Source organism: Sphingomonas sp. ASV193 (genome assembly GCF_040203355.1).
Classification (GTDB): domain Bacteria; phylum Pseudomonadota; class Alphaproteobacteria; order Sphingomonadales; family Sphingomonadaceae; genus Sphingomicrobium.
Map to the genome: position 1 here is coordinate 240,556 of NZ_JBEHBW010000002.1, position 20,272 is coordinate 260,827.

Sequence of the window (20,272 nt, forward strand, 5' to 3'; positions counted from 1 at the left end):
CGGCGGAGGGGCACGACTAGCCTCAGATGTGGATCGGCTTCCCGGTCACCGCCATCGCCGCTTCCTTGATCGCCTCGCTGTGCGTCGGGTGGGCGTGGCAGGTGTAGGCGATGTCCTCGCTCGTCGCGCCGAATTCCATCGCCTGTGCCGCCTGCGCGATCATCGTCCCCGCGACGCTCGCGATCGCCCACACCCCGAGCACGCGGTCGTTCTTCGCATCGGCGATGATCTTCACGAAGCCGTCGGGCTCATGGTTGGTCTTGGCGCGCGAATTGGCGAGCATCGGGAACTTGCCGACCTTGACCTCGCCCTGCTCCTTCGCCGCTTCCTCTGTGAGGCCGACGCCGGCGATCTCGGGCCAGGTATAGACCACGCTCGGGATCACGTCGTGGTTCACGATCCCGGTCAGCCCGGCGATATTCTCGGCCACCGCGATGCCCTCGTCCTCGGCCTTGTGCGCCAGCATCGGGCCGGGGATGACGTCGCCGATCGCCCAGACGCCGTCCACCTTGGTGCGGAAGTCGTGGTCGGTCTCGATCTGCCCGCGATTGTTGGGCGAAAGGCCGATCTTCTCGAGCCCCAGCCCCTCGGTGTTCGGCCGCCGCCCGATCGACACCAGCACGCAATCGGCCTCGATCGTCTCGCCCGCCCCGCCCTTGGCGGGTTCGAGCGTCAGGCTCGCCCTGTCGCCGTTCACGGTAACCCCGGTCACCTTGGTCCCGAGCTTGAACTCGATCCCCTGCTTCCTGAAGATCTTGTTGGCTTCCTTGCGCACCTCGCCGTCGAAGCCGGGGAGGATCTGGTCGAGGAACTCGACGCAGGTGACCTTCGCCCCCAGCCGCCGCCACACGCTGCCGAGCTCGAGCCCGATCACCCCGCCGCCGATGACGACCATGTGCCCCGGCACCTTCGGTAACTCGAGCGCGCCGGTCGAATCGACCACTACCCGCTGGTCGATCGTCACGCCGGGCAGCGGCGTCACCGACGAGCCGGTGGCGATGACGATGTTCTTCGCGGTGACCGTCTGCCCGCCGACCTCGACGCTGTGCGCGTCGGCAAAGCTCGCCTTGCCCTTCAGCCAGGTGACCTTGTTCTTCTTGAACAGGAACTCGATTCCCCCGGTCAGCTGCTTGACCGCGTCGGTGCGCTGGCCGTGCATCGCCGGCAGGTCGAGCTCGGGCGTGACCTTGATCCCCATCTTGGCCATCGCCCCATTGGCCGCCGCGTCAAAATATTCCGACGCGTGGAGCATCGCCTTCGACGGGATACAGCCGACGTTGAGGCAGGTCCCGCCGAGCGTTTCGCGGCTCTCGGCACAGGCGGTCTTCAGCCCCAGCTGCGCCGCGCGGATCGCCGCGACATAGCCGCCGGGACCGGCCCCGATCACCAGCACGTCATAGTCGAACTCAGCCATCATCTTGTCCTTTAAAGGTCGATCAGGAGCCGCGTCGGGTCCTCGATCGCTTCCTTGATCCGCACCAGGAACGTCACCGCCTCGCGCCCGTCGATCAGCCGGTGGTCGTAGCTCAACGCGAGGTACATCATCGGCCGCGCCACGATCTGGCCGTCGCGAACCACCGGCCGCTCCTCGATCCGGTGGAGGCCGAGCACCGCCGACTGCGGCGGGTTGATGATCGGGGTCGACAGCAGCGATCCGAACACCCCGCCGTTCGAGATGGTGAAGGTGCCGCCCTTCATGTCCTCGATGCCGAGCGTCCCGTCCTTCGCCTTCTTGCCATAGTCGGCGATGGTCTTCTCGATCTCGGCGAAGCTCATGGCCTGCGCGTCGCGGATCACCGGGACGACCAGCCCCTTCGGCGCCGACACCGCGACCGACACGTCGAGATAATCGGCGTAGACGATCTCCTGATTGCCTTCTGGCCCCTCGATCCGCGCGTTGACCGACGGCACGTCGCGCGCGGCGAGCGCCGCCGCCTTCACGAAGAAGCTCATGAAGCCGAGCCGGATGCCGTGCTTCTTCTCGAACAAGTCCTTGTAACGGGCGCGCGCGGCGATCACCTCGCTCATGTCGACGTCGTTGAAGGTGGTCAGCAGCGCCGCCGTGTTCTGCGCTTCCTTCAGCCGGGTCGCGATCGTCTGCCGCAGCCGCGACATCTTCACCCGCTCTTCGGTGCGCGCACCGCCGCTCGCGCGCGGCGCTGCGGGGGTCGCGGCCGGGGCCTTGGGCGCGGGCGCGGGCGCCTTCGCGCTCGCCGCGGCGATCACGTCGTCCTTGGTAATCCGCCCGTCCTTGCCGCTGCCCTTGATCGACGAGGGATCGACATGATGCTCGAGCACCGCGCGGCGCACCGCCGGCGACAGCGTCAGCGCGGCATCGGCCGCCGCGCCTGGCCCGGGCTGGCGCGCCTCGACATTCTCGCCCGCCCCGGTCGGGTTGACCGGCGTCCCCGCGACCTGCTGCGGGATCGGCGCGGCGGCGGGCGCAGGCGCTGCCGTCGCCGCCGCTCCCTCGCCGATCCGCGCGATCACCGCGCCGACCTCGACCGTGTCGCCCTCGCCCGCCAGCTGCTCGGCGAGCGTGCCGGCGACCGGCGCATTGACCTCGACGCTGACCTTGTCGGTCTCGAGGCTCGCGATCGGCTCGTCCGCCGCGACCGCCTCGCCGGGCTTCTTCAGCCACTGGCCGATAGTCGCCTCGGTGATCGATTCGCCGAGTGTCGGAACCTTGACGTCGGTGGGCATTCGATAAGTCCTAGCTGGCTTTGGCGATGGTGGCGGAGGCGGCGATCCCGAGCGCGTCGGCGATCAGCGCGGCCTGTTCGGCGGCGTGGCGCTTGGCCAGCCCGGTCGCGGGCGAGGCCGAAGCGGCGCGCCCGGCATAGCGCGGGCGCATCCCCTTGCGCCCCGCCTCGTCGAGGCACTGCTCGAGCCGCTCCTCGACGAAGAACCAGGCGCCGTTGTTCTTCGGCTCTTCCTGCGCCCAGACCAGCTCGCGAAGCTTCGGCATCGCCTTGAGGCGGCGCACCAGCGGCTCGGACGGGAACGGATAGAGCTGCTCGATCCGGACGATCTCGGTGGTGCGGTCGGCGCCCGAGGCGTCGCGCGCCTCCATCAGCTCGTAGGCAAGCTTGCCCGAACACAGCACGACCCGCCGCGTCTCGCCCTCGGCGGGCGGGTTGAGGTCGCTCAGGATCCGCTTGAAATGCCCCTCGCCGGTGAAGTCGGCGCGGCTCGACACCGCCAGCTTGTGGCGAAGCAGCGACTTGGGCGTCATGATCACCAGGGGCTTGCGGAAATCGCGCAGCATCTGCCGCCGCAGGATGTGAAAATAGTTGGCCGGCGTGGTGCAGTTGGCGACCTGCAGATTGTCCTCGGCACACAGCTGCAAATAGCGCTCGAGCCGCGCCGAACTATGCTCGGGCCCCTGCCCCTCGAACCCGTGCGGCAGCAGCATCGTCAGCCCGCTCGCGCGCAGCCATTTGGCCTCGCCCGCGGCGATGAACTGGTCGATGATCGTCTGCGCGCCGTTGGCGAAGTCGCCGAACTGCGCTTCCCACAGCACCAGCTTGGTCGGGTCGGCGATCGAATAGCCATATTCGAAGCCCAGCACCCCGAATTCGCTCAGCGGGCTGTCGCGCACCTCGAACCGCGGCTTCATCGTCTCGCCGTCGTTGATCTGGCGAAGCGGGATATATTTCTCGCCGCTCGCCTGGTCGACCCACACCGCGTGGCGCTGGCTGAAGGTGCCGCGCCCGCTGTCCTGCCCCGACAGCCGCACCCCGTGGCCCTGCTCGACGAGGCTGCCGAAGGCGAGGCTCTCGGCGGTCGCCCAGTCGATCCCCGCGCCGTCCGACAGCGTCTTGCGGCGCGCCTCGATGATCCGCGCCAGCGTCTTGTGGATCGAAAAACCCTCGGGGACCGTCGTCGTCAGCGCGGTCAGCCGGTCGTAGAGCTCGTCGGGGATCGCGGTATTGACGTTGCGCCGCGCGTCCACCGGCTCGCCCGGCTTGCCCAGCCCCTGCCAGCGCCCCTCGAACCAGTCGGCCTTGTTCGGCAGGTAGGACGCCCCCGCCGCGAACTCGCTTTCGAGCAGCGTGGTGAAATCGGCGGTCTGCTTGTCGATCCAGCCTTGGTCGACGACCCCCTCGGCGACCAGCTTGCCGCCATAGATCTCGCTGATCGGGGGGTGCTGGCGAATCGCGGCATACATCAGCGGCTGGGTGAAGCTCGGCTCGTCGCCCTCGTTGTGCCCGAAGCGGCGGTAGCACCACATGTCGATGACGATGTCGCGGTTGAATTTCTGGCGGAATTCCATCGCCAGCTTGCAGCAGAAGGTCACCGCCTCGGGATCGTCGCCGTTGACGTGGAGGATCGGCGCCTGGACCGACTTGGCGATATCGCTGCAATAGGGCGAGGAGCGGGCGAACTGCGGGCTGGTGGTGAAGCCGACCTGGTTGTTGATGACGAAGTGGATCGTGCCGCCCGTCCCATAACCCGGCAGTCCGGAAAAACCGAAGCATTCGGCGACGATCCCCTGCCCCGCGAACGCCGCGTCGCCGTGCAGCAGCACCGGCAGCACGCTGTCGCCTTCGCGGTCGCCCTTGATCGCCTGCACCGCGCGGCTCTTGCCCAGCACGACCGGGTCGACCGCCTCGAGGTGCGAGGGGTTGGGGACGAGGCTCAGGTGGACCTTGACCCCGTCGAACTCGCGGTCGCTCGAGGTGCCGAGGTGATATTTGACGTCGCCCGACCCGCCGACGTCGGCCGGGTTGGCCGCCCCGCCCGCGAACTCGCTGAAGATCGCGCGATAGGGCTTGCCCATCACGTTGGCGAGCACGTTGAGCCGCCCGCGATGCGCCATGCCGAGGGTTATTTCCTGCACCCCCGACAGCCCGCCGTACTTGATCACCGCCTCGAGCGCGGGGATCGCGCTTTCGCCCCCGTCGAGCCCGAACCTTTTGGTCCCGACATATTTCTTGGCGAGGAATTTTTCCCACTGCTCGCCCTGGATCACCTTGGCGAGGATCGACTGCTTGCCCTCGGGGGTGAAGACGATCTCGGCGTGCTGCCCTTCCATCCGCTCCTGGAGGAATTTGCGCTCCTCGAGGTCGTTGATGTGCATATATTCGAGGCCGACATGCCCGCAGTAATTGGCCTTGAGCATCGCCACGATCTGCCGGATCGACGCACGCTCGTAGCCCAACGTCCCGCCCAGCCAGATCGGCCGGTCCATGTCGCCCTCGGTAAAGCCGTGGAACGCCGGGTCGAGCTCGGGCACCGGCTCGTGGTGCGCCAATCCCAGCGGGTCGAGCTCGGCCATCAGGTGCCCGCGCACCCGGTACAGCCGGATCAGCATCATCGCGCGGATGCTGTCGCTTGCCGCCGCATCAACCGCCTTGGGATCGGTGACGCCCGCCGCGACCGCCTCGGCCTTCGCCGCCTTCTGCACCGTGGCGATCGCCGCCTCGGTCGGGTCGAGCCCGAGGTTGACCTCGTCGAGCGCCGCCACCGGCCAGTTCGCCCGTGCCCAGCTCGGTCCCGCCTCGCGGTCCACGCCCATGGTCTCGATCTCGGTCACGTCAGCCCTTCAACAGCTCCGTCAGCGTCGTGCCGAGCTCAGATGGGCTCGGGGACACGCGGATTCCAGCGGCTTCCATCGCCGCGATCTTCGAATCGGCGTCGCCCTTGCCGCCCGACACGATCGCGCCGGCATGGCCCATGCGGCGGCCCGGCGGCGCGGTGCGCCCGGCGATGAAGCCGACGGTCGGCTTCGACCGGCCGCGCTTGGCCTCGTCGATCAGGAACTGCGCCGCCTGCTCCTCGGCATCGCCGCCGATCTCGCCGATCATGATGATCGACTTGGTTTCCTCGTCGGCGAGGAACAGCTCGAGCACGTCGATGAAGTTGGTGCCGTTGACCGGGTCGCCGCCGATCCCGACCGCGGTCGTCTGGCCCAGCCCCTCGTTGGTCGTCTGGAACACCGCCTCATAGGTCAGCGTACCCGAACGCGAGACCACGCCGACGCTGCCGTTGGAAAAGATGTTGCCCGGCATGATCCCGATCTTGCACTCGCCCGGCGTCAGCACGCCCGGGCAGTTCGGCCCGATCAGCCGCGACTTCGAGCCCGACAGCGCCCGCTTGACCTTGACCATGTCGAGCACCGGCACCCCTTCCGTGATCGCGACGATCAGCGGCACCTCGGCATCGATCGCCTCGAGGATCGAATCGGCCGCGAACGGCGGCGGGACATACACCACCGACGCATCGGCCCCGGTCTTGGCGACCGCCTCATGGACCGTGTCGAATACAGGCAGCCCGATATGGGTGCTCCCGCCCTTCCCCGGCGTGACGCCTCCGACCATCTGCGTCCCATAGGCGAGCGCCTGCTCGGTATGGAAGGTGCCGGTCGCCCCGGTCATGCCCTGGACGATGACGCGCGTATTCTTGTCGACGAGGATGCTCATTCGAAACCTTCTTTTTTCCGATGCTGGGCAAGCTTTGATGCAATGAGCCCGGAAAGGAACACGGCCGCTAGCATGATCGCGGCACCGTAGACCATCAGGCGCCAAAGCTGCTGCATTTGGACGTCATCGGCCGAATTAATCGGTAATGTCCAAAGGAAGGCTGCGTAGCCCAAAATAAGAAGCTCGATCACCAACGGCGCGAGCCAACGGCGGCGATACCCAGCGATGGCAAACGGGGCCGCCAATATGACTAGCGTCACAATGAGAATGAGGGGAAACACCTAACCCAGCGACCCATCAATCGCCTTGCACGCCACCAGCAGTTCCTTGACCGCGTCGACGCTGACCTGGAAATTGGCCTTCGCCTCCTCGTCGAGCGCGATTTCGATCACTTCCTCGGCCCCGCCCGCGCCGATCACCGTCGGCACGCCGACGTAGAGCCCGTCGAGCCCGTATTTCCCCTCGACCTTCACCGCGCACGGCAGGATCCGCTTCTGGTCGCCCAGATAGGCCTCGGCCATCGCGATCGCGCTGGTCGCCGGGGCGTAATAGGCGCTGCCGGTCTTGAGCAGCGCGACGATCTCGCCGCCGCCGCCGCGCGTCCGCTTGACGATCTCGTCGATCTTTTCCTTCGACGAACGACCCATCTTGACCAGGTCGTCGACCGGGATGCCCGAAATCGTCGTGTAGCTGGTGACCGGCACCATCGTGTCGCCATGCCCGCCGAGCACGAAGGCGTTGACGTCCTTGACCGACACCTCGAACTCCTCGGCGAGGAAATGGGCGAAGCGCGCGCTGTCGAGCACGCCCGCCATGCCGACCACCTTTTCCGCCGGCAGCCCGCTATATTCGCGCAACGCCCACACCATCGCATCGAGCGGGTTTGTAATGCAGATGACAAAGGCGTCGGGCGCGTTCGCCTTGATCCCCGCGCCGACCGCCTTCATCACATTGAGGTTGATGCCCAGCAAATCGTCGCGGCTCATCCCCGGCTTGCGCGGCACGCCCGCGGTGACGATCACCACGTCGGCCCCGGCGATGTCGGCATAGTCGTTAGTGCCGCTGATCTTCGCGTCGAACCCCTCGACCGGGCCGCACTGGCTCAAATCGAGCGCCTTGCCCTGCGGCAGCCCCTCGGCGACGTCGAACAGCACGATGTCGCCCAGCTCGCGCTTCGCCGCCAGGTGGGCGAGCGTTCCGCCGATCATCCCGGAACCGATCAGCGCGATTTTCTTGCGAGCCATGGGGCGGCAATCCTTCTTGAACATAGGGACAGGTCAAATGGGAGCGGGGCGGAAGACTCCGCCCTGACGCGCGCCGCTTAGCCGCTGGGGCGGCGCGCTTCAACCGCCGATCGCCCGGTCGGCGCCCTGCCCGGGAACCGCCACCGCCACGGCGGGTTCAAGCCGACGGACCGGGTTACGCGACATCGTATCCCACGCCCGGCCGGAACCGGAGAGAGGAAAACCAATGAAATTCGCCCTTCTTGCGCTCGCCACGGCCGGCGTCGCCCTTGCTGCCGCCACCCCCGCCGCCGCCCACCCCGGCCGCGGCCATCATTATGCCTACGGCCACAACAAGGTCTGCACCCGCTGGCACCGCGGCCATTGCGTCGCGTGGCAGACCCGCGGCTGGCACAACCGCATGGAACGCCGCGAGATGCGCGCCGAGCGCCGTGCTGCCTATAACGTCGGCTACCGTTTCCGCCCGAGCTACGCCTGGACCCCCTACGACCGGCTGCCGCAGCAGTATGTGACCCAGTACAACCTCGATCCGAATCGCCGCTACGTCTACTCGAATAACTATATCTACCAGGTCGACCCGACCACCTACGCGGTCCAGCGCGTGATCGACGCGCTCACCCGCTAGATCCCGAGCCTTGCGGCGCGATGAGCGGGCGGCTCAAGCCCGGTTCATCGCGCCGCGCCTATCGTCGGACCCGAACAAGGAGACATGAGATGAACAGGACCATCCTCCTCGGCGCCGCGCTCGGCGCCCTCGGCGCGATCGCCGCCAGCCCCGCGCTGGCCGATCCCGGTCACGGCCACGGCTGGGGCAACCAGCGCGCGCAGGGCTACGGCGTTGGCGGCTGCCCGCCGGGGCTGGCCAAGAAGAACAACGGCTGCCTTCCCCCGGGGCAGGCGAAGAAGCGCTACAACGTCGGCCAGCGCTACTATGGCTCGCGGCTGATGGGCTACAACCAGCTGCCCGACTATTACCAGCAGCGCTACGCCTACGACCCCTATGCGCGCTACGCCTACGACAATGGCTATTATTACCAGGTCGACCCCCGCACCCAGCTGATCAGCCGGGTGCTCGGCGCCCTCATTCGCTAGTCACCGCTCGGCCGAGTGCAACCGGCCGTCAGGGGCCGTCCCGGCAACCGCCGGGGCGGCCCTTTTGCCGTTCGCCTCAGCTCGCCAGCGTCTTCACGATCGTCTCCCAGTAGACGACGTCGTCGTAAAAGGCGCGCACCGGGGTCCGTTCGTTGAGTCCGTGCATCCGCTCGTCGTCGGGGCTGATCCCCCAGCTGCCGTCGATGTCGTAGACCGGGATCCCCTTGGCGCGGAAGAAGCTTCCGTCGCTCGCCCCGGTCGACATCGCCGGGATGATCGGCATCGACGGCCCGTAGATTTTGCCCACCGCGGTCCGCACCGCGCCCATCACGTCGGGGCGCAGCGGCGAAGCGGGGGTCGTCTCGCCCAGGAACCGCGGGTCGAGCGTCACCGCCACCTTCGGCCCCGCCAGCGCCTGCAGTTCATCGCGCACCGCCGCGGTCGTTACCCCCGGGAAGATCCGGCAGTTGACCGTCGCCACCGCCGATTGCGGCAGCGCATTGTCGGCATGCCCGGCCTCGAGCATCGTCGCGACGCAGCGGGTGCGGGTGATCCCGACCTCGGTGTCACTCGCCTCGATCGCGTCGGCCGCCTTGCCGTCGGCGGGGTTCGCCAGCCACGCGCGCATCTCGCGGCCCAGCGCGCTGTCCCCCTCCTGCTTCGCCCGCGCGGTGAAATAGGCGCGGGTCACCTCGTTCTGCATCGGCGTGAAGCGATGGTTGCGAAGCTTCTCGATCGCGTCGGCAAGGTCGTAGATCGCATTGTCGGGGCGCGGCCGGCTGCTGTGCCCGCCGCGGTTGCGCGCGGTGAAGAAATAGGTCTGGAAGGTCTTCTCGGCGGTCGTCACCGAGAAGCCGAGCGGGTTGCCCGCCCGGTCGAACGCCCCCGCCCCGCCGTCGGCGTTGAGCCCGAACTCGGCGTCGGTCCACTCCCGCCACTTGCTCGCCCCGAGCGTCGCGCCGTGCCCGTCGGTCTCCTCGTCGCCCGAATAGAAGAGGATGATGTCGCGGTCGGGCACGAACCCCGCCGCCTTGAGCTTGAGCAGCGCCAGCGTCGTCGCCGCCACCCCGTTCTTCATGTCGGCGGTGCCGCGCCCGTAGAAATAGCCGCCTTCCTCGATGAAGCTGAACGGGTCGCGCTCCCAGTCGGCGCGCTTGGCCTCGACCACGTCCATGTGCCCCAGCAGCATCATCGGCTTCTTGGTCGCGTGCGGACTGCGCCAGCGCGCGATCAGCGCCACCGTATGGTCGCCGGTCCGCCCCTCGTAGGGCATGATGTGGATGTCGCTCGCCGGGATCCCGCCCGCTTTCAGCGCATCGGCCAGCGCCGCCGCCACCTCGGGCACATTGCCCCGCCCCTCGACCGAGGGAATCTCGATCAGCTGCTTGAACAGCGCGCGCGATTTCGCCTGCCACGCCGGGTCGAGCTGGGTCGGCCTGCTCAGCATCTGCGGCACCGGCTCGGCCAGCGCAGGCACGGTGGAAGCGGTCAGCAACAGGGCGGCAAGGACGGCAGCGCGCATCGACATCTCCGGCACGAAGGAAGTTCAGGCCGGGACGCTACGATCCTCCGCGCCTGCGTCAAGCGGCGCCTCGGCGCGCACGAACAGCGCCACCACCCCCACCATCGCCGCCAGCAGCGCCACCGTCGCCACCGGCCGCGACAGGTCGAGCCCGCCCTTGGCGACCGGCTTGTCGAGGAAATCGCCGACCGTCGCGCCGAGCGGCCGGGTCAGGATGAACGCCGCCCAGAACAGCGCGGTCCGGCTCACCCGCGTCGTGAAATAGAGCAGCGCGACCAAGGCGATCAGCCCGCCGAACAGCGCCGCCCCGCCGGCATAGCCGAGCCCGCCGTCGTCCGCCGCCCAGTCGCCCAGCGCGGTCCCCAGCGTCTGCGAAAAGGTGATCGTCAGCCAGTAGAACAGCTCGGCGCGCCCGCTCACGACATGGCTCGACGAAATGCGCCCCTCGCTCGCCTTCCACGCCCCCAGGCTCGCCAGCACCAGCGCCAGCAGCAGCGCCGACCCGCCGGTATAGCCGATCCCGAGCGAGCGGTCGGCGAAGTCGGCCAGCGTCGTCCCCGCGGTGGTCGAGGCGACGATCGTCGCCCAGTAGAGCCACCCATGGTATCGCCGCGCGCGCACCTGCACCGCGACCAATACCGCCAGCAGCAGCCCGAACCCGATCGTCCCGACGAGGTAGCCGTTGATCCCGTTCGCCCCGGCGTCGGGCGTCGTCTCGCCGAGCCAGCTCATGCTGACCGCGTCGCCCCCCGTCTCGCCGAGCGTCGTCGCGAAGATCTTGGCGATCCAGAACCCCAGCGTCACTGCCGGCACCTTGCTCAGCCCGTCGCGCATTTCGCGATCCTTCCCGTCATTTACCGCGAAGGCGAGGCGCTAGAGCTCCGCCGACCTCACAACGCCCCCACGAACAAATGGCTTCGCGTCTGCGGCGGCGCCGCGCACCGCCGCTAGAGGTGCCGGATGAACGTCACCCACAGGTAGATCGCCAGCAGCACCGCCATCGCCGCGACCGCGACGCGCCGTCGCGGCGCCGCCATCATCGCCGCATAGGACAGCAGGATCGCGCCGTTGTACGGAAGGTAGAAGGTCGCCAGATAGGCCGGGTTGCGCGCCATGCGGGCGACGGTGTCCGGCGCTTCCTGCACGATCAGCAACACGTTCGCCGCCAGCAGCATCGCCGCGACCGTCCGCACCTGCCCGCCGACATAGGCCCGGATATGCCCTTCGCGCCCGACATCGGCCGGGTCGGGAAAAAGCAGGGTGGCGGCCACGAAGTAGCAGGCCCCGGTTCCCAGCGGCAGGAACAGGTCGATGACATGCGCGTCCGCGCTTCGGAACCCGCGCGCCGCGCCGGACCAGGCGGTCAGGAATTCGAACACGATCAGGATCGCCAGCAGCGCCCCCGCCCAGCCGATCTCGCGCAGCCGATGCTGGCGCATCGTCCCCGCCAGCCCGGTCAGCAGCGCCGCCACCCCGAGTCCTAGCAGCAGCGTGTAGAACGCCAGGAAGGCGTCGGCCTGGTTCACCGGGCGGCGGCCTGTGCGAGCGGAGCGAGAAGCCGCGTCGTTGCCGCGCGATCGACGCACGCCCCTCGGAATTTCTGCTGGATGTCGAGATTGTCGTTCAACGTCTTTTCGTCGGTCGGCGACAGCCGAAGCCGGAGCGCCCGGGCGTCTTCCACCAGCAGCCGTGCGAAATTCAGGGTCGAACGATCGGCGGCATCGAGCTTGGCGATGGTCGACAGCGCGCGCGCCCGGACCGTCGGGTCCAGCGTCCCGTCGAACGACAGGAACGACAGGTCGGGGGCCAGGTCGTGCTCGACCTCCGTGGACGTGCGAAGGCCCTCCATTTCCACGAACGCACTCGTGTAATTGACGATGTCGGCCGGCGTCATGTGCGCCAGCATCCCGCCCGCCTTCGCCTGCTGCCAGACGTCGTCGGGATAGCTCCGACCTGGCATCCGGTACGCGGGCGCGATCGCATAATGGACGATTTTGGCATCCGAATGCTCGCCGGGCAGGACATAGGGGTCCGCTTTCCACCGACCGTCGCTTGCCGCGACCTTGGCGGCCAGGTCGGCTAGCCGCTGCGTCAGGCACGGCTCGACCGCCGCCCGTTCGGCCACCATCGCCAGCGAATCGGTAATCTGAGCGTCGAGGCCGGCTTTGGTCCGCGCCACGTCCTGCCGCCACTGCCAGTCGTTGGCGACCTGCTGCGCGACCAGCGCGATCAGCACGCCAAGCACGATCACCCCGACCTCGCCGGAGAACGCCCGCCACCCCTCGCGCGGCCGCAACTTCAGTGACTTCATGACGCCACCCCCGAAATGAGGCTAGGCCGCGCATTGACTTCCCGCAAGCGGCCGCGCCGATGCCTGACAAGGCGCCACCGGCCCGACTAGAAGGGTCGCGGCGAAAGGAGCGGGGTAATGCGGGCCAGACTTGAGGCGATGTGGCTGGCGGCGGCGCTGACCGCCGCGACCCCGGCCGCCGCCGCGCCCCGCGGCTGGACGCCGAACGATTGGGACGTGCAAGACTGGGACCGGGTCAGCGGCATCGTCCGGACCGGCCTCGCCGGCTTCTCGCTCGGCACCCCGCTCCTCGACGGCGAAGACCGCGCCGTGCGCCGGCAGGCCAAGGCACTGCTGCTCGCCGGCGGGATCACCTTCGCGCTCAAATCGACGATCCACGAACGCCGCCCCGACGGCAGCAACAACCAGAGCTTCCCGAGCGGCCACACCGCGATCAGCTTCGCCGCCGCGGCGGGCCTTGGGCAGCGTTACGGCTGGAAAGTCGGCCTCCCCGCCCACCTCCTCGCCGGCTTCGTCGGTCTCGCGCGGGTGAAGGCCGACAAGCATTACTGGCACGACGTCCTCGTCGGCGCGGCGATCGGCGAAGCGGCGGGCCTGCTGCTGGTCCACAAGCGCAGCAAGCACGACACTCCCGTGCCGCTCGCCGCCAGCCTGACCCTCGCCTTTTGAACTCGCGTTTCGACCCCAAGCGACCGCCAGCTCAGTCGCGCTCGGCCTTCGGTGGAGGATTCGCCGCTATCATCGCCTGTTCGAACGACTCCACGACCGTCGCGTGATTATACGGCTTGGGGAAGAAGGCCGCGCCCGCGGGAAGATCGGCGAGCGGGACATTGACCGCGCCCGAAGTCGCGAACAGGCGGATCGGCGGCCAGCGGGAAGCGATCAAGTGAAGGAGCGCGACCCCGTCGACCTCGTCGCCAAGATCGACATCGGTGAAGACGATCGACACCGCTTCATTCTGTTCGATGATGAGGATCGCCTCGTGCGCCGTTTCGGCTTCGAACACCGTGTATCCGGCGTCCTCGAAATATTGCGCAGTGGAAACACGGATCATGGACTCGTCCTCGACCAGGAGGACAATCGTAGGGGACGGCATGGGTCGGAGCCTGCTCGATCGTCCGAAGGGCGAGGGACGACCCGTCTCGCGGTCCACGCCAGGCCGAAACCTGCGCCTTTATAACATGATCTCGACGTGGATGTTCCGCCCGCGACGTCCCGACACGTCGGGTCGCCACGACCTTGCGGCCTACATCGCGCCCGATGCAGCCTTCCGACCCAGCTCCAGCGCCCGAAGCTTCGCTCCGCGCTCGGCCCGTTCGGCAAGGGCGAGCCAGGCCGCCTCGGATCGGGTGCACCGCTCGCGCACATGCGCGAGCGTGGCCGCCCCCGCCTCGACCCGCGCCTGTTCGGCGCGGGCGAGGTAGAAGCCCAGCGTTGCCGGGCTACTCGGCATCGGTGTCCTGGGGAGAGAACTGGACCTCGCTGGCGTCGCGGACGTTCACCGCCGCCATCTTGCCGCGGCGATCCTCCTCGAGATCGTAGCCGACGCGCTGTCCTTCGCGGAGCGAGCGCATCCCCGACTTCTCGAGCGCGGTGATGTGGACGAAGGCATCGGTCCCGCCATCTTCAGGCGCGATGAAGCCGAAGCCCTTGCCGTCGTTGAAAAATTTTACCGTTCCGATAGGCATGTCTGTTCCTTCACTTACTATTCGGGTTGTTTCGCGCACGCTCCGCGGCGGCTACCGCATCGCGTGCCGACGAGTATCGATAGCCATTCCAGTGATAGGTCTTCACCGAAACGACCTCGATTCCGAGGTGGTCGAGCTTGAGCATGGCCGAATCCTCCGCGTCCCCGTGCGCGCTCAATGCCCGCGCCTTTGCAGCCACTCGCCGCGACGGGCCTGCGATTCGAAATAATCGGCGACATCGAAAAACGTCCGCCCGCGATTCGAAAGGCCCCGCGCGGCCGCGAGGCGCCGCAAGGCGTCGGCTTGCGCGCGCAGCTGGTCGACGGTGAGCCGAGGGACGTCCATCACACGGCCGCGCAGGGCGTGCCGCGCACCTTCGCATGCGCGATGATCGATCCCAACCGCTCGGCCTCGACCTGGTGAAGCGCGCGTTCCGCCACGTCGCGCGCCCTGCAAACGGCGCGACGCGCGAAGAAATGTCGCATGTAGATGAGATTGAGGTCCACGGATGCTCCTGACTAAGCGGGAGCGCGATGGTCTCTCAGCCGCACGTTGCTCAAAGCGTTCTCGTGCGATGGACGCTCGATAGCACGGGGCGGGCCATTCACCTAATGTGGGCGAACGATTTCGTCGCGCGACCGCCGCTTGCCGCATGCTCGCTGTGCTTCACGCGGTCGGCCTCTTCGCCGTCAGACCCGCGCCGCGCCATGACCTTCTCCAAGGTAATCCGCGCTCTGCATCTCCTCGAGCCGGCTGACCGTCCGCGCGAATTCGAAGCTTCCGTCCCCCGCCGGGTAAAGCCCCGCCGGCTCGGCATCGGCGCTGGCGAGCAGCTTGGCCCGGTGCTCGTAGAGCGCGTCGACCAGCGTCACGAACCGCGCCGCCTCGTTTCGCATCTCGCGCGTCATCACGGGAATGCCGACCAGGATCACCGTGTGGAATCGCCGCGCGATGGCGAGATAATCCGCCGCTCCCCGCGCCGCCCCGCACAGCCGCTTGAACGAAAAGACCGCAACCCCCTTCAGGCTCTTGGGCACGTGCAGGCTCCGCCCTCCCCCGACATCGAGTTCCTCGCTCGGCACGTTGGCGCTGTCCTCGACCGGATAGTCGGTCAGCCGGAAGAACGCCTCGCGCAGCGCCTCGGTCGCGGCGGCCCCGTTCGGCACGTACCAGGTCGGCATCCCCCCCAGCCGGTCGAGCCGATAGTCGATCGGCCCGTTGAGCGCGACGATCTCGAACCGCGCCTCGACCAGCGCGATGAACGGCAGGAAAAGCGCGCGGTTGAGCCCGTCGCGGTAAAGGTCAGACGGCGGCCGGTTCGACGTCGCGACGATCCCTACCCCCGCCTCGACCAGCGCGGTAAACAGCCGCCCGAGGATCATCGCGTCGGCCGGGTTGGTCACCATCAGCTCGTCGAACGCGAGGAAGCGGACCTCGTCGGCATAGGCCTCGGCCAGCGCCGCGATCGGGTCGCCCTCGCCGCCCTTGCGCAGGTCGCGCAGCCGCTCGTGGACCTCGATCATGAAGGGCGCGAAATGGGTCCGCCGCTTCGGCTCGACCGCGATATTCGCGAAGGCGAGGTCCATCAGCATCGACTTGCCGCGCCCGACCCCGCCCCACAGATAGACGCCGCTGCGTACCGGGGTCTCGCGCGCGAACAGGCGGCTGAGGAACCCCTGCCGCGTCCGCCCGAGCGCCGCCGCGAACCGGTCGAGCGCCAGCGCGCCGCGCCGCTGGTCGGGGTCGTCGCGCACCTCGCCCGCCGCAACCAGCGCGGCATAGGCGTCAGCGACGCTGCCGGTCATCGTCGGCGGCCCGCTTCACCTTCTTCAATGTGCCGGTGAAATCGTAGCAGGGCTCGCCGCCCTGCTCGAGGAAGCCCGACAGGAAAGCGATCCCACCCGGCGTCTGTCGCACCAGCCGCACGTGCGCGGTCAGCGGCGTGCCGATCTCGCCGCGCTTAAGGAAGCGCGTGTGCATCTCCAGCGTGACATAATGCCCCTCGGCCATCCCCGCGCAGCGCCCCCCGGCGAACAGGCTCATGTCGATGAAACTCATCACCGCCCCGCCGTGGATCGACCCGCCCATGTTCTGGTGCGCCTCGGTCGGGTCCATCCGCACCTCGGCGCTGCCCTCGCCGGCCGGGCGGAAGAGCAGGCGGCCGGTCGCGGCGGCGAAGCTCCCGCGCGGAAAGTCGCCCCAGCTGTACCAGCCGTCATGCTCGGGGTCGGGGACGGCGCCGTTGGGAAGGCGGGGGGTGGTCATTGGGGTGGCCTAGAGGGGGGTTGGCGCGGAGTAAATCCGCGCCGTCGGTCCTGTCGCTTCGCGCAGGCCGTCCGGAACTCGCCGGCTCTTCGCGCTGCTCACGTGGCGCTTCGCGCCAGGCTCGCTGCGCTAGGCGGCTCGTTCGGCGACCAGCTTCTTCGTCTCGGCGATCGCCTTGGCCGGGTTCAGCCCCTTCGGGCAGACGTTGGCGCAGTTCATGATCGTGTGGCAGCGATAGAGGCGGAACGGGTCCTCGAGCTGGTCGAGCCGTTCGCCGGTCGCCTCGTCGCGGCTGTCGACCAGCCAGCGATAGGCCTGCAACAGGATCGCCGGCCCCAGGAACTTGTCGGCGTTCCACCAGTAACTCGGGCAGCTGGTCGAACAGCAGGCGCACAGGATGCACTCGTACAGCCCGTCGAGCTTCGCGCGGTCCTCGGGCGACTGGAAGCGTTCCTTGCCCGAGGGCTCGGGGGTCGACGACTTCAGCCACGGTTGGATCGAGGCATATTGCGCATAGAAATGGGTCATGTCCGGGACCAGGTCCTTGACCACTTCCATGTGTGGCAGCGGGGTGATCCGGATCTCGCCCTTCAAATCCTCGATCGCGGTGGTGCAGGCGAGCCCGTTCTTGCCGTTCATGTTCATCGCGCACGACCCGCAGATCCCCTCGCGGCACGAGCGGCGGAAGGTCAGCGTCGGGTCGATCTCGTTCTTGATGCGGATGATCGCGTCGAGCACCATCGGCCCGGTCTTGGCGAGGTCGATCGTGTAGCTGTCGTAGCGCGGGTTGGCGCCGCTGTCGGGATCGTAGCGATAAATCTTGAACGACTTGGGCTTCGCCCCGCCCTCGGCGGCGTGGCGGCGGCCCTTGGTGATCTTGCTGTTCTTGGGAAGCGTGAATTCGGCCACGGGGGTCCTCGGCGACTAGGTGTGACGCGCCGCTAGCATGGCGCGCGGATGCGTTCAAACCTCGAACGCGGTGAGGATCGGGCAGGGGCCGGCGGGGCCGTCGGCGCAATCGCGCGCCAGCCGCTCGAGGGACGCGCGCGAGGCCTTGAGCGCGGCGATCTCGGCGTCGAGCGCGGCGATCCGCTCGCGCGCCATGTCGCGCGCCCGCGCGCGGTCGGCGGTCGAATCGAGCGCGATCAGTTCGGCGATCTGCGACAGGGTGAAACCGGCACGCTGCGCCGAGCGGATAAAGCCCAGCCGCGCGGCGTCGTCCTGGCCGTAACGGCGGATCGACCCGGCCTCGCGCTCGGGCACGGCGAGCAGTCCGCGCCGCTGGTAATAGCGGATCGTCTCCACCCCGACACCGGCGCCTTTCGCCAGCTGGGCGATGGTAAGGCTCATGCGGCTTGACTCCGGACTATGGTACGGACGCTATATGGGGCGGCATGGACGCAATCACCACCCCCGCCGCGCGCCGCGCGACCCTCTATCGAATGGTCATGCCCGGCCATACCTGCCCGTGGGGCCTCAAGGCGCTCGACCTGCTGAAGCGAAAGGGCTTCGCCGTCGACGACCGCCCGCTTCGCACCCGCGAGGAGACCGAGGCGCTCAAGGCGAAGCTCGGCGTGAAAACCACCCCGCAGATCTTTATCGGCGACGAACGCGTCGGCGGCTACGACGACCTTCGCCGCCGGCTCGGGCTTCACGTCGCCGCGCCGGGCGAGACCAGCTACAGCCCGGTGATCGCGCTGTTCGCGATGACCGCGGCGATGGCGCTGGCGGCGAGCGCGGCGGTCGAGGGCACGCCGCTGACGATCCGCGCGGGCGAATGGTTCATCGCCTTTTCGATGTGCGTGCTGGCGCTGCTGAAGCTGCAGGACGTCGGCAAATTCTCGGCGATGTTCCTCAATTACGACCTGCTGGCGAAGCGCTGGGTGCCCTATGCCAGCCTCTATCCCTTCCTCGAGGGGCTGGCCGGGGTACTGATGGTCTGGGGCGGAGCGAAGTGGCTGTCGGTGCCAATCGCGCTCACCATCGGATCGATCGGTGCCCTCAGCGTGTTCAAGGCGGTGTACGTCGACAAACGCGAGCTCAAATGCGCGTGCGTGGGCGGGTCGAGCAACGTCCCGCTGGGATTCGTCTCGCTGACCGAGAATGTGATGATGGTCGCGATGGCGATCTGGATGATGCGGGGCATGGCATGAAGACGGTAACGATGACGCTGGCCGGTGCGGCGGCAATCGCGCTGGCCGCCCCCGCGACCGCGCAGTCGATGCCCGGGATGAATATGCCCGGCATGGCAATGCCCCACCACTCCGCTCCTCCCAACAAGAGGTCGGTCGCCAACAAGACCGTCGTCAAGAAAAAGACGACGGCGAAGAAATTGAAATCGGCCCCGCCCGCCGCCAAGCCGAATCCGGTCGACCATTCTACGATGGACCACTCGTCGATGCCCGGCATGACGATGCCAGCGACGACATCCCCGTCGGGCGGGCAGATGACGATGGACCATGGCGCGATGCCGGGAATGACGATGCCCGCCGCGCCCGAAGCCCCGATGGATCACTCGGCGATGGACCACGCGGCCATGACCCACCCCGCCATGCCCGGCATGGACCATATGATGGCGATGCGCGCCGCGCTCGGCCGCTACCCTTCGACCCGCGAATCGTCGGGCACCGCGTGGCAGCCCGACGCCAGCGAACATTCGGGCGTCATGGCCATGGCCGGCGACTGGATGCTGATGGGCCACGCCCGCCTCAATGCTGTTTACGACACGCAGGGCGGCCCGCGCGGCGACGACATGGGCTTCGTCAGCGGCATGGTGATGGGCATGGCGCAGCGCCCGCTCGGGCCGGGCACGCTCCAGTTCAAGGCGATGCTCTCGCCCGACCCGCTGATGGGCAAGCGCGGCTATCCGCTGCTGCTCGCGAGCGGCGAGACCGCCGACGGCGTCACCCCGCTGGTCGACCGCCAGCACCCGCACGACCTGTTCATGGAATTGTCGGCCAGCGTGTCGCAGCCGGTCGGGCCGAACGCCTCGGCCTTCCTCTACGCCGCGCTCCCCGGCGAGCCCGCCTTCGGCCCGCCCGCCTTCATGCACCGCGAGGCGGTGCTCGACAGCCCCGAGGCACCGATCAGCCACCACTGGCTCGATTCGACCCACATCAGCTTCGGCGTGCTCACCGGCGGGCTGGTGCTCGGCAACGCCAAGCTTGAAGTGTCGCGCTTCAACGCGCGCGAGCCCGACCAGTATCGCTACAATATCGAGACCGGCCCGCTCGATTCGACCGCGATCCGGCTGAGCTGGAACCCGAACGCGAACTGGTCGCTGCAGGCGAGCTGGGGCCGCTTCAAGCACCCCGAGCAGCTCGAGCCCGACGCGAACCAGACCCGCTGGTCGGCCTCCGCGCTCTACGCCCGCGACCTCGGCCCGGGGCACCTCTCGGCAACGCTGGCGTGGGGCCGCAAGAGCCACGACGGACGCCGGCTCGACGCGCTCGCGGGCGAGCTCGGGTACCGGGTCGACGACTGGACGCTGTTCGGCCGCGCCGAGTGGACCGAGAATGACGAGCTGGTCGAGGGCGTCACCGCGAACGTCGGCAAACTCTCGGCGGGCGCGATCCGCGATTTCGCGCTGGCCCCGCACGTCAAGGTCGGGCTCGGCGGGCTCGTCGCGCGCAACGTCGTCCCCGCCAGCCTCGACGCGGCCTATGGCGGCGACCGCAACGGCGCGATGGCGTTCGTCCGGCTCAAGATCGACTGAGGCGAAGTCC

The 20,272-nt window shown here is 68.2% G+C and carries 24 protein-coding genes; 5 read left to right on the top strand and 19 right to left on the bottom strand.

Annotated elements, in window-relative coordinates; genetic code table 11:
• Positions 1 to 22 precede the first annotated feature (22 nt).
• The 6 genes from lpdA to mdh all read right to left on the bottom strand — a co-directional run bounded on the left by lpdA (position 23) and on the right by mdh (position 7,669).
• Positions 23 to 1,414, bottom strand: a complete 1,392-nt coding sequence (lpdA, locus tag ABDK56_RS05140; protein ID WP_349807063.1) for a dihydrolipoyl dehydrogenase — start codon at positions 1,412 to 1,414, stop codon at positions 23 to 25.
• A gap of 11 nt (positions 1,415 to 1,425) precedes the next feature.
• Positions 1,426 to 2,703 carry a 2-oxoglutarate dehydrogenase complex dihydrolipoyllysine-residue succinyltransferase gene (gene odhB, locus ABDK56_RS05145; protein ID WP_349807064.1) on the bottom strand — a complete coding sequence of 426 codons (1,278 nt, stop codon included), beginning with the start codon at positions 2,701 to 2,703 and terminating at the stop codon, positions 1,426 to 1,428.
• A gap of 10 nt (positions 2,704 to 2,713) precedes the next feature.
• Entirely contained in the window at positions 2,714 to 5,521 is a 2,808-nt protein-coding gene (locus ABDK56_RS05150; protein ID WP_349807277.1) for a 2-oxoglutarate dehydrogenase E1 component, read from the bottom strand.
• Between the two features lie 19 nt (positions 5,522 to 5,540).
• On the bottom strand, positions 5,541 to 6,425 hold the full coding sequence (gene sucD / locus ABDK56_RS05155; protein WP_349807065.1) for a succinate--CoA ligase subunit alpha: 885 nt from the start codon (positions 6,423 to 6,425) through the stop codon (positions 5,541 to 5,543).
• Positions 6,422 to 6,619, bottom strand: a complete 198-nt coding sequence (locus ABDK56_RS05160; RefSeq protein WP_349807066.1) for a hypothetical protein — start codon at positions 6,617 to 6,619, stop codon at positions 6,422 to 6,424. Before ABDK56_RS05160 ends, sucD begins: the two co-directional genes overlap by 4 nt.
• A gap of 87 nt (positions 6,620 to 6,706) precedes the next feature.
• Complete coding sequence (mdh, locus tag ABDK56_RS05165; RefSeq protein WP_349807067.1) at positions 6,707 to 7,669, bottom strand: malate dehydrogenase; 963 nt, start codon at positions 7,667 to 7,669, stop codon at positions 6,707 to 6,709.
• 226 nt (positions 7,670 to 7,895) lie between these two features.
• Here mdh and ABDK56_RS05170 point away from each other — a divergent pair, with 226 nt between their 5' ends.
• Together ABDK56_RS05170 and ABDK56_RS05175 are read left to right on the top strand one after the other, a co-directional pair.
• The gene (locus ABDK56_RS05170) at positions 7,896 to 8,294 is read left to right on the top strand and encodes a hypothetical protein (protein ID WP_349807068.1); all 399 of its coding nucleotides are present in this window, start codon (positions 7,896 to 7,898) and stop codon (positions 8,292 to 8,294) included.
• A gap of 89 nt (positions 8,295 to 8,383) precedes the next feature.
• Positions 8,384 to 8,761, top strand: a complete 378-nt coding sequence (locus ABDK56_RS05175; protein ID WP_349807069.1) for a hypothetical protein — start codon at positions 8,384 to 8,386, stop codon at positions 8,759 to 8,761.
• A 76-nt stretch (positions 8,762 to 8,837) separates the two neighbouring features.
• Here ABDK56_RS05175 and ABDK56_RS05180 read toward each other — a convergent pair whose 3' ends face one another.
• The 4 genes from ABDK56_RS05180 to ABDK56_RS05195 form a co-directional block, all read right to left on the bottom strand.
• Positions 8,838 to 10,283 (bottom strand): M20/M25/M40 family metallo-hydrolase, encoded by a 1,446-nt coding sequence (locus tag ABDK56_RS05180; RefSeq protein WP_349807070.1) that lies wholly within the window; start codon positions 10,281 to 10,283, stop codon positions 8,838 to 8,840.
• Between the two features lie 24 nt (positions 10,284 to 10,307).
• Positions 10,308 to 11,117: a COG4705 family protein gene (locus ABDK56_RS05185; protein ID WP_349807071.1), complete on the bottom strand. Its 810-nt coding sequence runs from the start codon at positions 11,115 to 11,117 to the stop codon at positions 10,308 to 10,310.
• 113 nt (positions 11,118 to 11,230) lie between these two features.
• Positions 11,231 to 11,809 (bottom strand): hypothetical protein, encoded by a 579-nt coding sequence (locus tag ABDK56_RS05190; RefSeq protein WP_349807072.1) that lies wholly within the window; start codon positions 11,807 to 11,809, stop codon positions 11,231 to 11,233.
• A complete protein-coding gene (locus tag ABDK56_RS05195; RefSeq protein WP_349807073.1) occupies positions 11,806 to 12,519 on the bottom strand; it encodes a hypothetical protein in 714 nt (237 codons plus the stop codon). Before ABDK56_RS05195 ends, ABDK56_RS05190 begins: the two co-directional genes overlap by 4 nt.
• Before the next feature lie 192 nt (positions 12,520 to 12,711).
• Between ABDK56_RS05195 and ABDK56_RS05200 the strand changes: the two genes are divergently transcribed.
• Positions 12,712 to 13,263 carry a phosphatase PAP2 family protein gene (locus tag ABDK56_RS05200; RefSeq protein WP_349807074.1) on the top strand — a complete coding sequence of 184 codons (552 nt, stop codon included), beginning with the start codon at positions 12,712 to 12,714 and terminating at the stop codon, positions 13,261 to 13,263.
• Positions 13,264 to 13,294: 31 nt separating this feature from the next.
• Here the strand turns inward: ABDK56_RS05200 and ABDK56_RS05205 are convergent, their stop codons facing one another.
• The 9 genes from ABDK56_RS05205 to ABDK56_RS05245 form a co-directional block, all read right to left on the bottom strand.
• Complete coding sequence (locus ABDK56_RS05205; protein WP_349807278.1) at positions 13,295 to 13,690, bottom strand: response regulator; 396 nt, start codon at positions 13,688 to 13,690, stop codon at positions 13,295 to 13,297.
• Between the two features lie 150 nt (positions 13,691 to 13,840).
• A complete protein-coding gene (locus ABDK56_RS05210) occupies positions 13,841 to 14,047 on the bottom strand; it encodes a hypothetical protein (protein ID WP_349807075.1) in 207 nt (68 codons plus the stop codon).
• Positions 14,037 to 14,282, bottom strand: a complete 246-nt coding sequence (locus ABDK56_RS05215) for a cold-shock protein (protein WP_349807076.1) — start codon at positions 14,280 to 14,282, stop codon at positions 14,037 to 14,039. The genes ABDK56_RS05210 and ABDK56_RS05215 overlap by 11 nt, the downstream gene beginning before the upstream one ends.
• A gap of 10 nt (positions 14,283 to 14,292) precedes the next feature.
• A complete protein-coding gene (locus ABDK56_RS05220; protein ID WP_349807077.1) occupies positions 14,293 to 14,427 on the bottom strand; it encodes a hypothetical protein in 135 nt (44 codons plus the stop codon).
• A 199-nt stretch (positions 14,428 to 14,626) separates the two neighbouring features.
• Positions 14,627 to 14,788, bottom strand: coding sequence for a hypothetical protein (locus ABDK56_RS05225; protein ID WP_349807078.1), 162 nt, complete (start codon positions 14,786 to 14,788; stop codon positions 14,627 to 14,629).
• A 183-nt stretch (positions 14,789 to 14,971) separates the two neighbouring features.
• Positions 14,972 to 16,087, bottom strand: coding sequence for a cell division protein ZapE (gene zapE, locus ABDK56_RS05230; protein WP_349807079.1), 1,116 nt, complete (start codon positions 16,085 to 16,087; stop codon positions 14,972 to 14,974).
• Positions 16,068 to 16,547 carry a PaaI family thioesterase gene (locus ABDK56_RS05235; protein ID WP_349807080.1) on the bottom strand — a complete coding sequence of 160 codons (480 nt, stop codon included), beginning with the start codon at positions 16,545 to 16,547 and terminating at the stop codon, positions 16,068 to 16,070. The genes zapE and ABDK56_RS05235 overlap by 20 nt, the downstream gene beginning before the upstream one ends.
• A 129-nt stretch (positions 16,548 to 16,676) precedes the next feature.
• Positions 16,677 to 17,456, bottom strand: a complete 780-nt coding sequence (locus ABDK56_RS05240) for a succinate dehydrogenase iron-sulfur subunit (RefSeq protein WP_349807081.1) — start codon at positions 17,454 to 17,456, stop codon at positions 16,677 to 16,679.
• Positions 17,457 to 17,510: 54 nt separating this feature from the next.
• Positions 17,511 to 17,897, bottom strand: a complete 387-nt coding sequence (locus ABDK56_RS05245; protein ID WP_349807082.1) for a MerR family transcriptional regulator — start codon at positions 17,895 to 17,897, stop codon at positions 17,511 to 17,513.
• A 44-nt stretch (positions 17,898 to 17,941) separates the two neighbouring features.
• On the opposite strand from ABDK56_RS05245, the gene ABDK56_RS05250 reads away from it, so the two are divergent.
• Complete coding sequence (locus ABDK56_RS05250) at positions 17,942 to 18,700, top strand: glutaredoxin family protein (protein ID WP_349807083.1); 759 nt, start codon at positions 17,942 to 17,944, stop codon at positions 18,698 to 18,700.
• Complete coding sequence (locus tag ABDK56_RS05255; protein ID WP_349807084.1) at positions 18,697 to 20,262, top strand: hypothetical protein; 1,566 nt, start codon at positions 18,697 to 18,699, stop codon at positions 20,260 to 20,262. Before ABDK56_RS05250 ends, ABDK56_RS05255 begins: the two co-directional genes overlap by 4 nt.
• Positions 20,263 to 20,272: the final 10 nt, after the last annotated feature.

Excerpts from the sequence above, each read along its gene's own strand:
- lpdA (WP_349807063.1), bottom strand. The coding sequence starts at position 1,414 with ATGGCTGAGTTCGACTATGACGTGCTGGTGATCGGGGCCGGTCCCGGC.
- odhB (WP_349807064.1), bottom strand. The coding sequence starts at position 2,703 with ATGCCCACCGACGTCAAGGTTCCGACACTCGGCGAATCGATCACCGAG.
- ABDK56_RS05150 (WP_349807277.1), bottom strand. The coding sequence starts at position 5,521 with ATGGGCGTGGACCGCGAGGCGGGACCGAGCTGGGCACGGGCGAACTGG.
- sucD (WP_349807065.1), bottom strand. The coding sequence starts at position 6,425 with ATGAGCATCCTCGTCGACAAGAATACGCGCGTCATCGTCCAGGGCATG.
- mdh (WP_349807067.1), bottom strand. The coding sequence starts at position 7,669 with ATGGCTCGCAAGAAAATCGCGCTGATCGGTTCCGGGATGATCGGCGGA.
- ABDK56_RS05170 (WP_349807068.1), top strand. The coding sequence starts at position 7,896 with ATGAAATTCGCCCTTCTTGCGCTCGCCACGGCCGGCGTCGCCCTTGCT.
- ABDK56_RS05175 (WP_349807069.1), top strand. The coding sequence starts at position 8,384 with ATGAACAGGACCATCCTCCTCGGCGCCGCGCTCGGCGCCCTCGGCGCG.
- ABDK56_RS05180 (WP_349807070.1), bottom strand. The coding sequence starts at position 10,283 with ATGCGCGCTGCCGTCCTTGCCGCCCTGTTGCTGACCGCTTCCACCGTG.
- ABDK56_RS05185 (WP_349807071.1), bottom strand. The coding sequence starts at position 11,117 with ATGCGCGACGGGCTGAGCAAGGTGCCGGCAGTGACGCTGGGGTTCTGG.
- ABDK56_RS05200 (WP_349807074.1), top strand. The coding sequence starts at position 12,712 with ATGCGGGCCAGACTTGAGGCGATGTGGCTGGCGGCGGCGCTGACCGCC.
- ABDK56_RS05205 (WP_349807278.1), bottom strand. The coding sequence starts at position 13,690 with ATGCCGTCCCCTACGATTGTCCTCCTGGTCGAGGACGAGTCCATGATC.
- ABDK56_RS05210 (WP_349807075.1), bottom strand. The coding sequence starts at position 14,047 with ATGCCGAGTAGCCCGGCAACGCTGGGCTTCTACCTCGCCCGCGCCGAA.
- ABDK56_RS05215 (WP_349807076.1), bottom strand. The coding sequence starts at position 14,282 with ATGCCTATCGGAACGGTAAAATTTTTCAACGACGGCAAGGGCTTCGGC.
- ABDK56_RS05220 (WP_349807077.1), bottom strand. The coding sequence starts at position 14,427 with ATGCTCAAGCTCGACCACCTCGGAATCGAGGTCGTTTCGGTGAAGACC.
- zapE (WP_349807079.1), bottom strand. The coding sequence starts at position 16,087 with ATGACCGGCAGCGTCGCTGACGCCTATGCCGCGCTGGTTGCGGCGGGC.
- ABDK56_RS05235 (WP_349807080.1), bottom strand. The coding sequence starts at position 16,547 with ATGACCACCCCCCGCCTTCCCAACGGCGCCGTCCCCGACCCCGAGCAT.
- ABDK56_RS05245 (WP_349807082.1), bottom strand. The coding sequence starts at position 17,897 with ATGAGCCTTACCATCGCCCAGCTGGCGAAAGGCGCCGGTGTCGGGGTG.
- ABDK56_RS05250 (WP_349807083.1), top strand. The coding sequence starts at position 17,942 with ATGGACGCAATCACCACCCCCGCCGCGCGCCGCGCGACCCTCTATCGA.
- ABDK56_RS05255 (WP_349807084.1), top strand. The coding sequence starts at position 18,697 with ATGAAGACGGTAACGATGACGCTGGCCGGTGCGGCGGCAATCGCGCTG.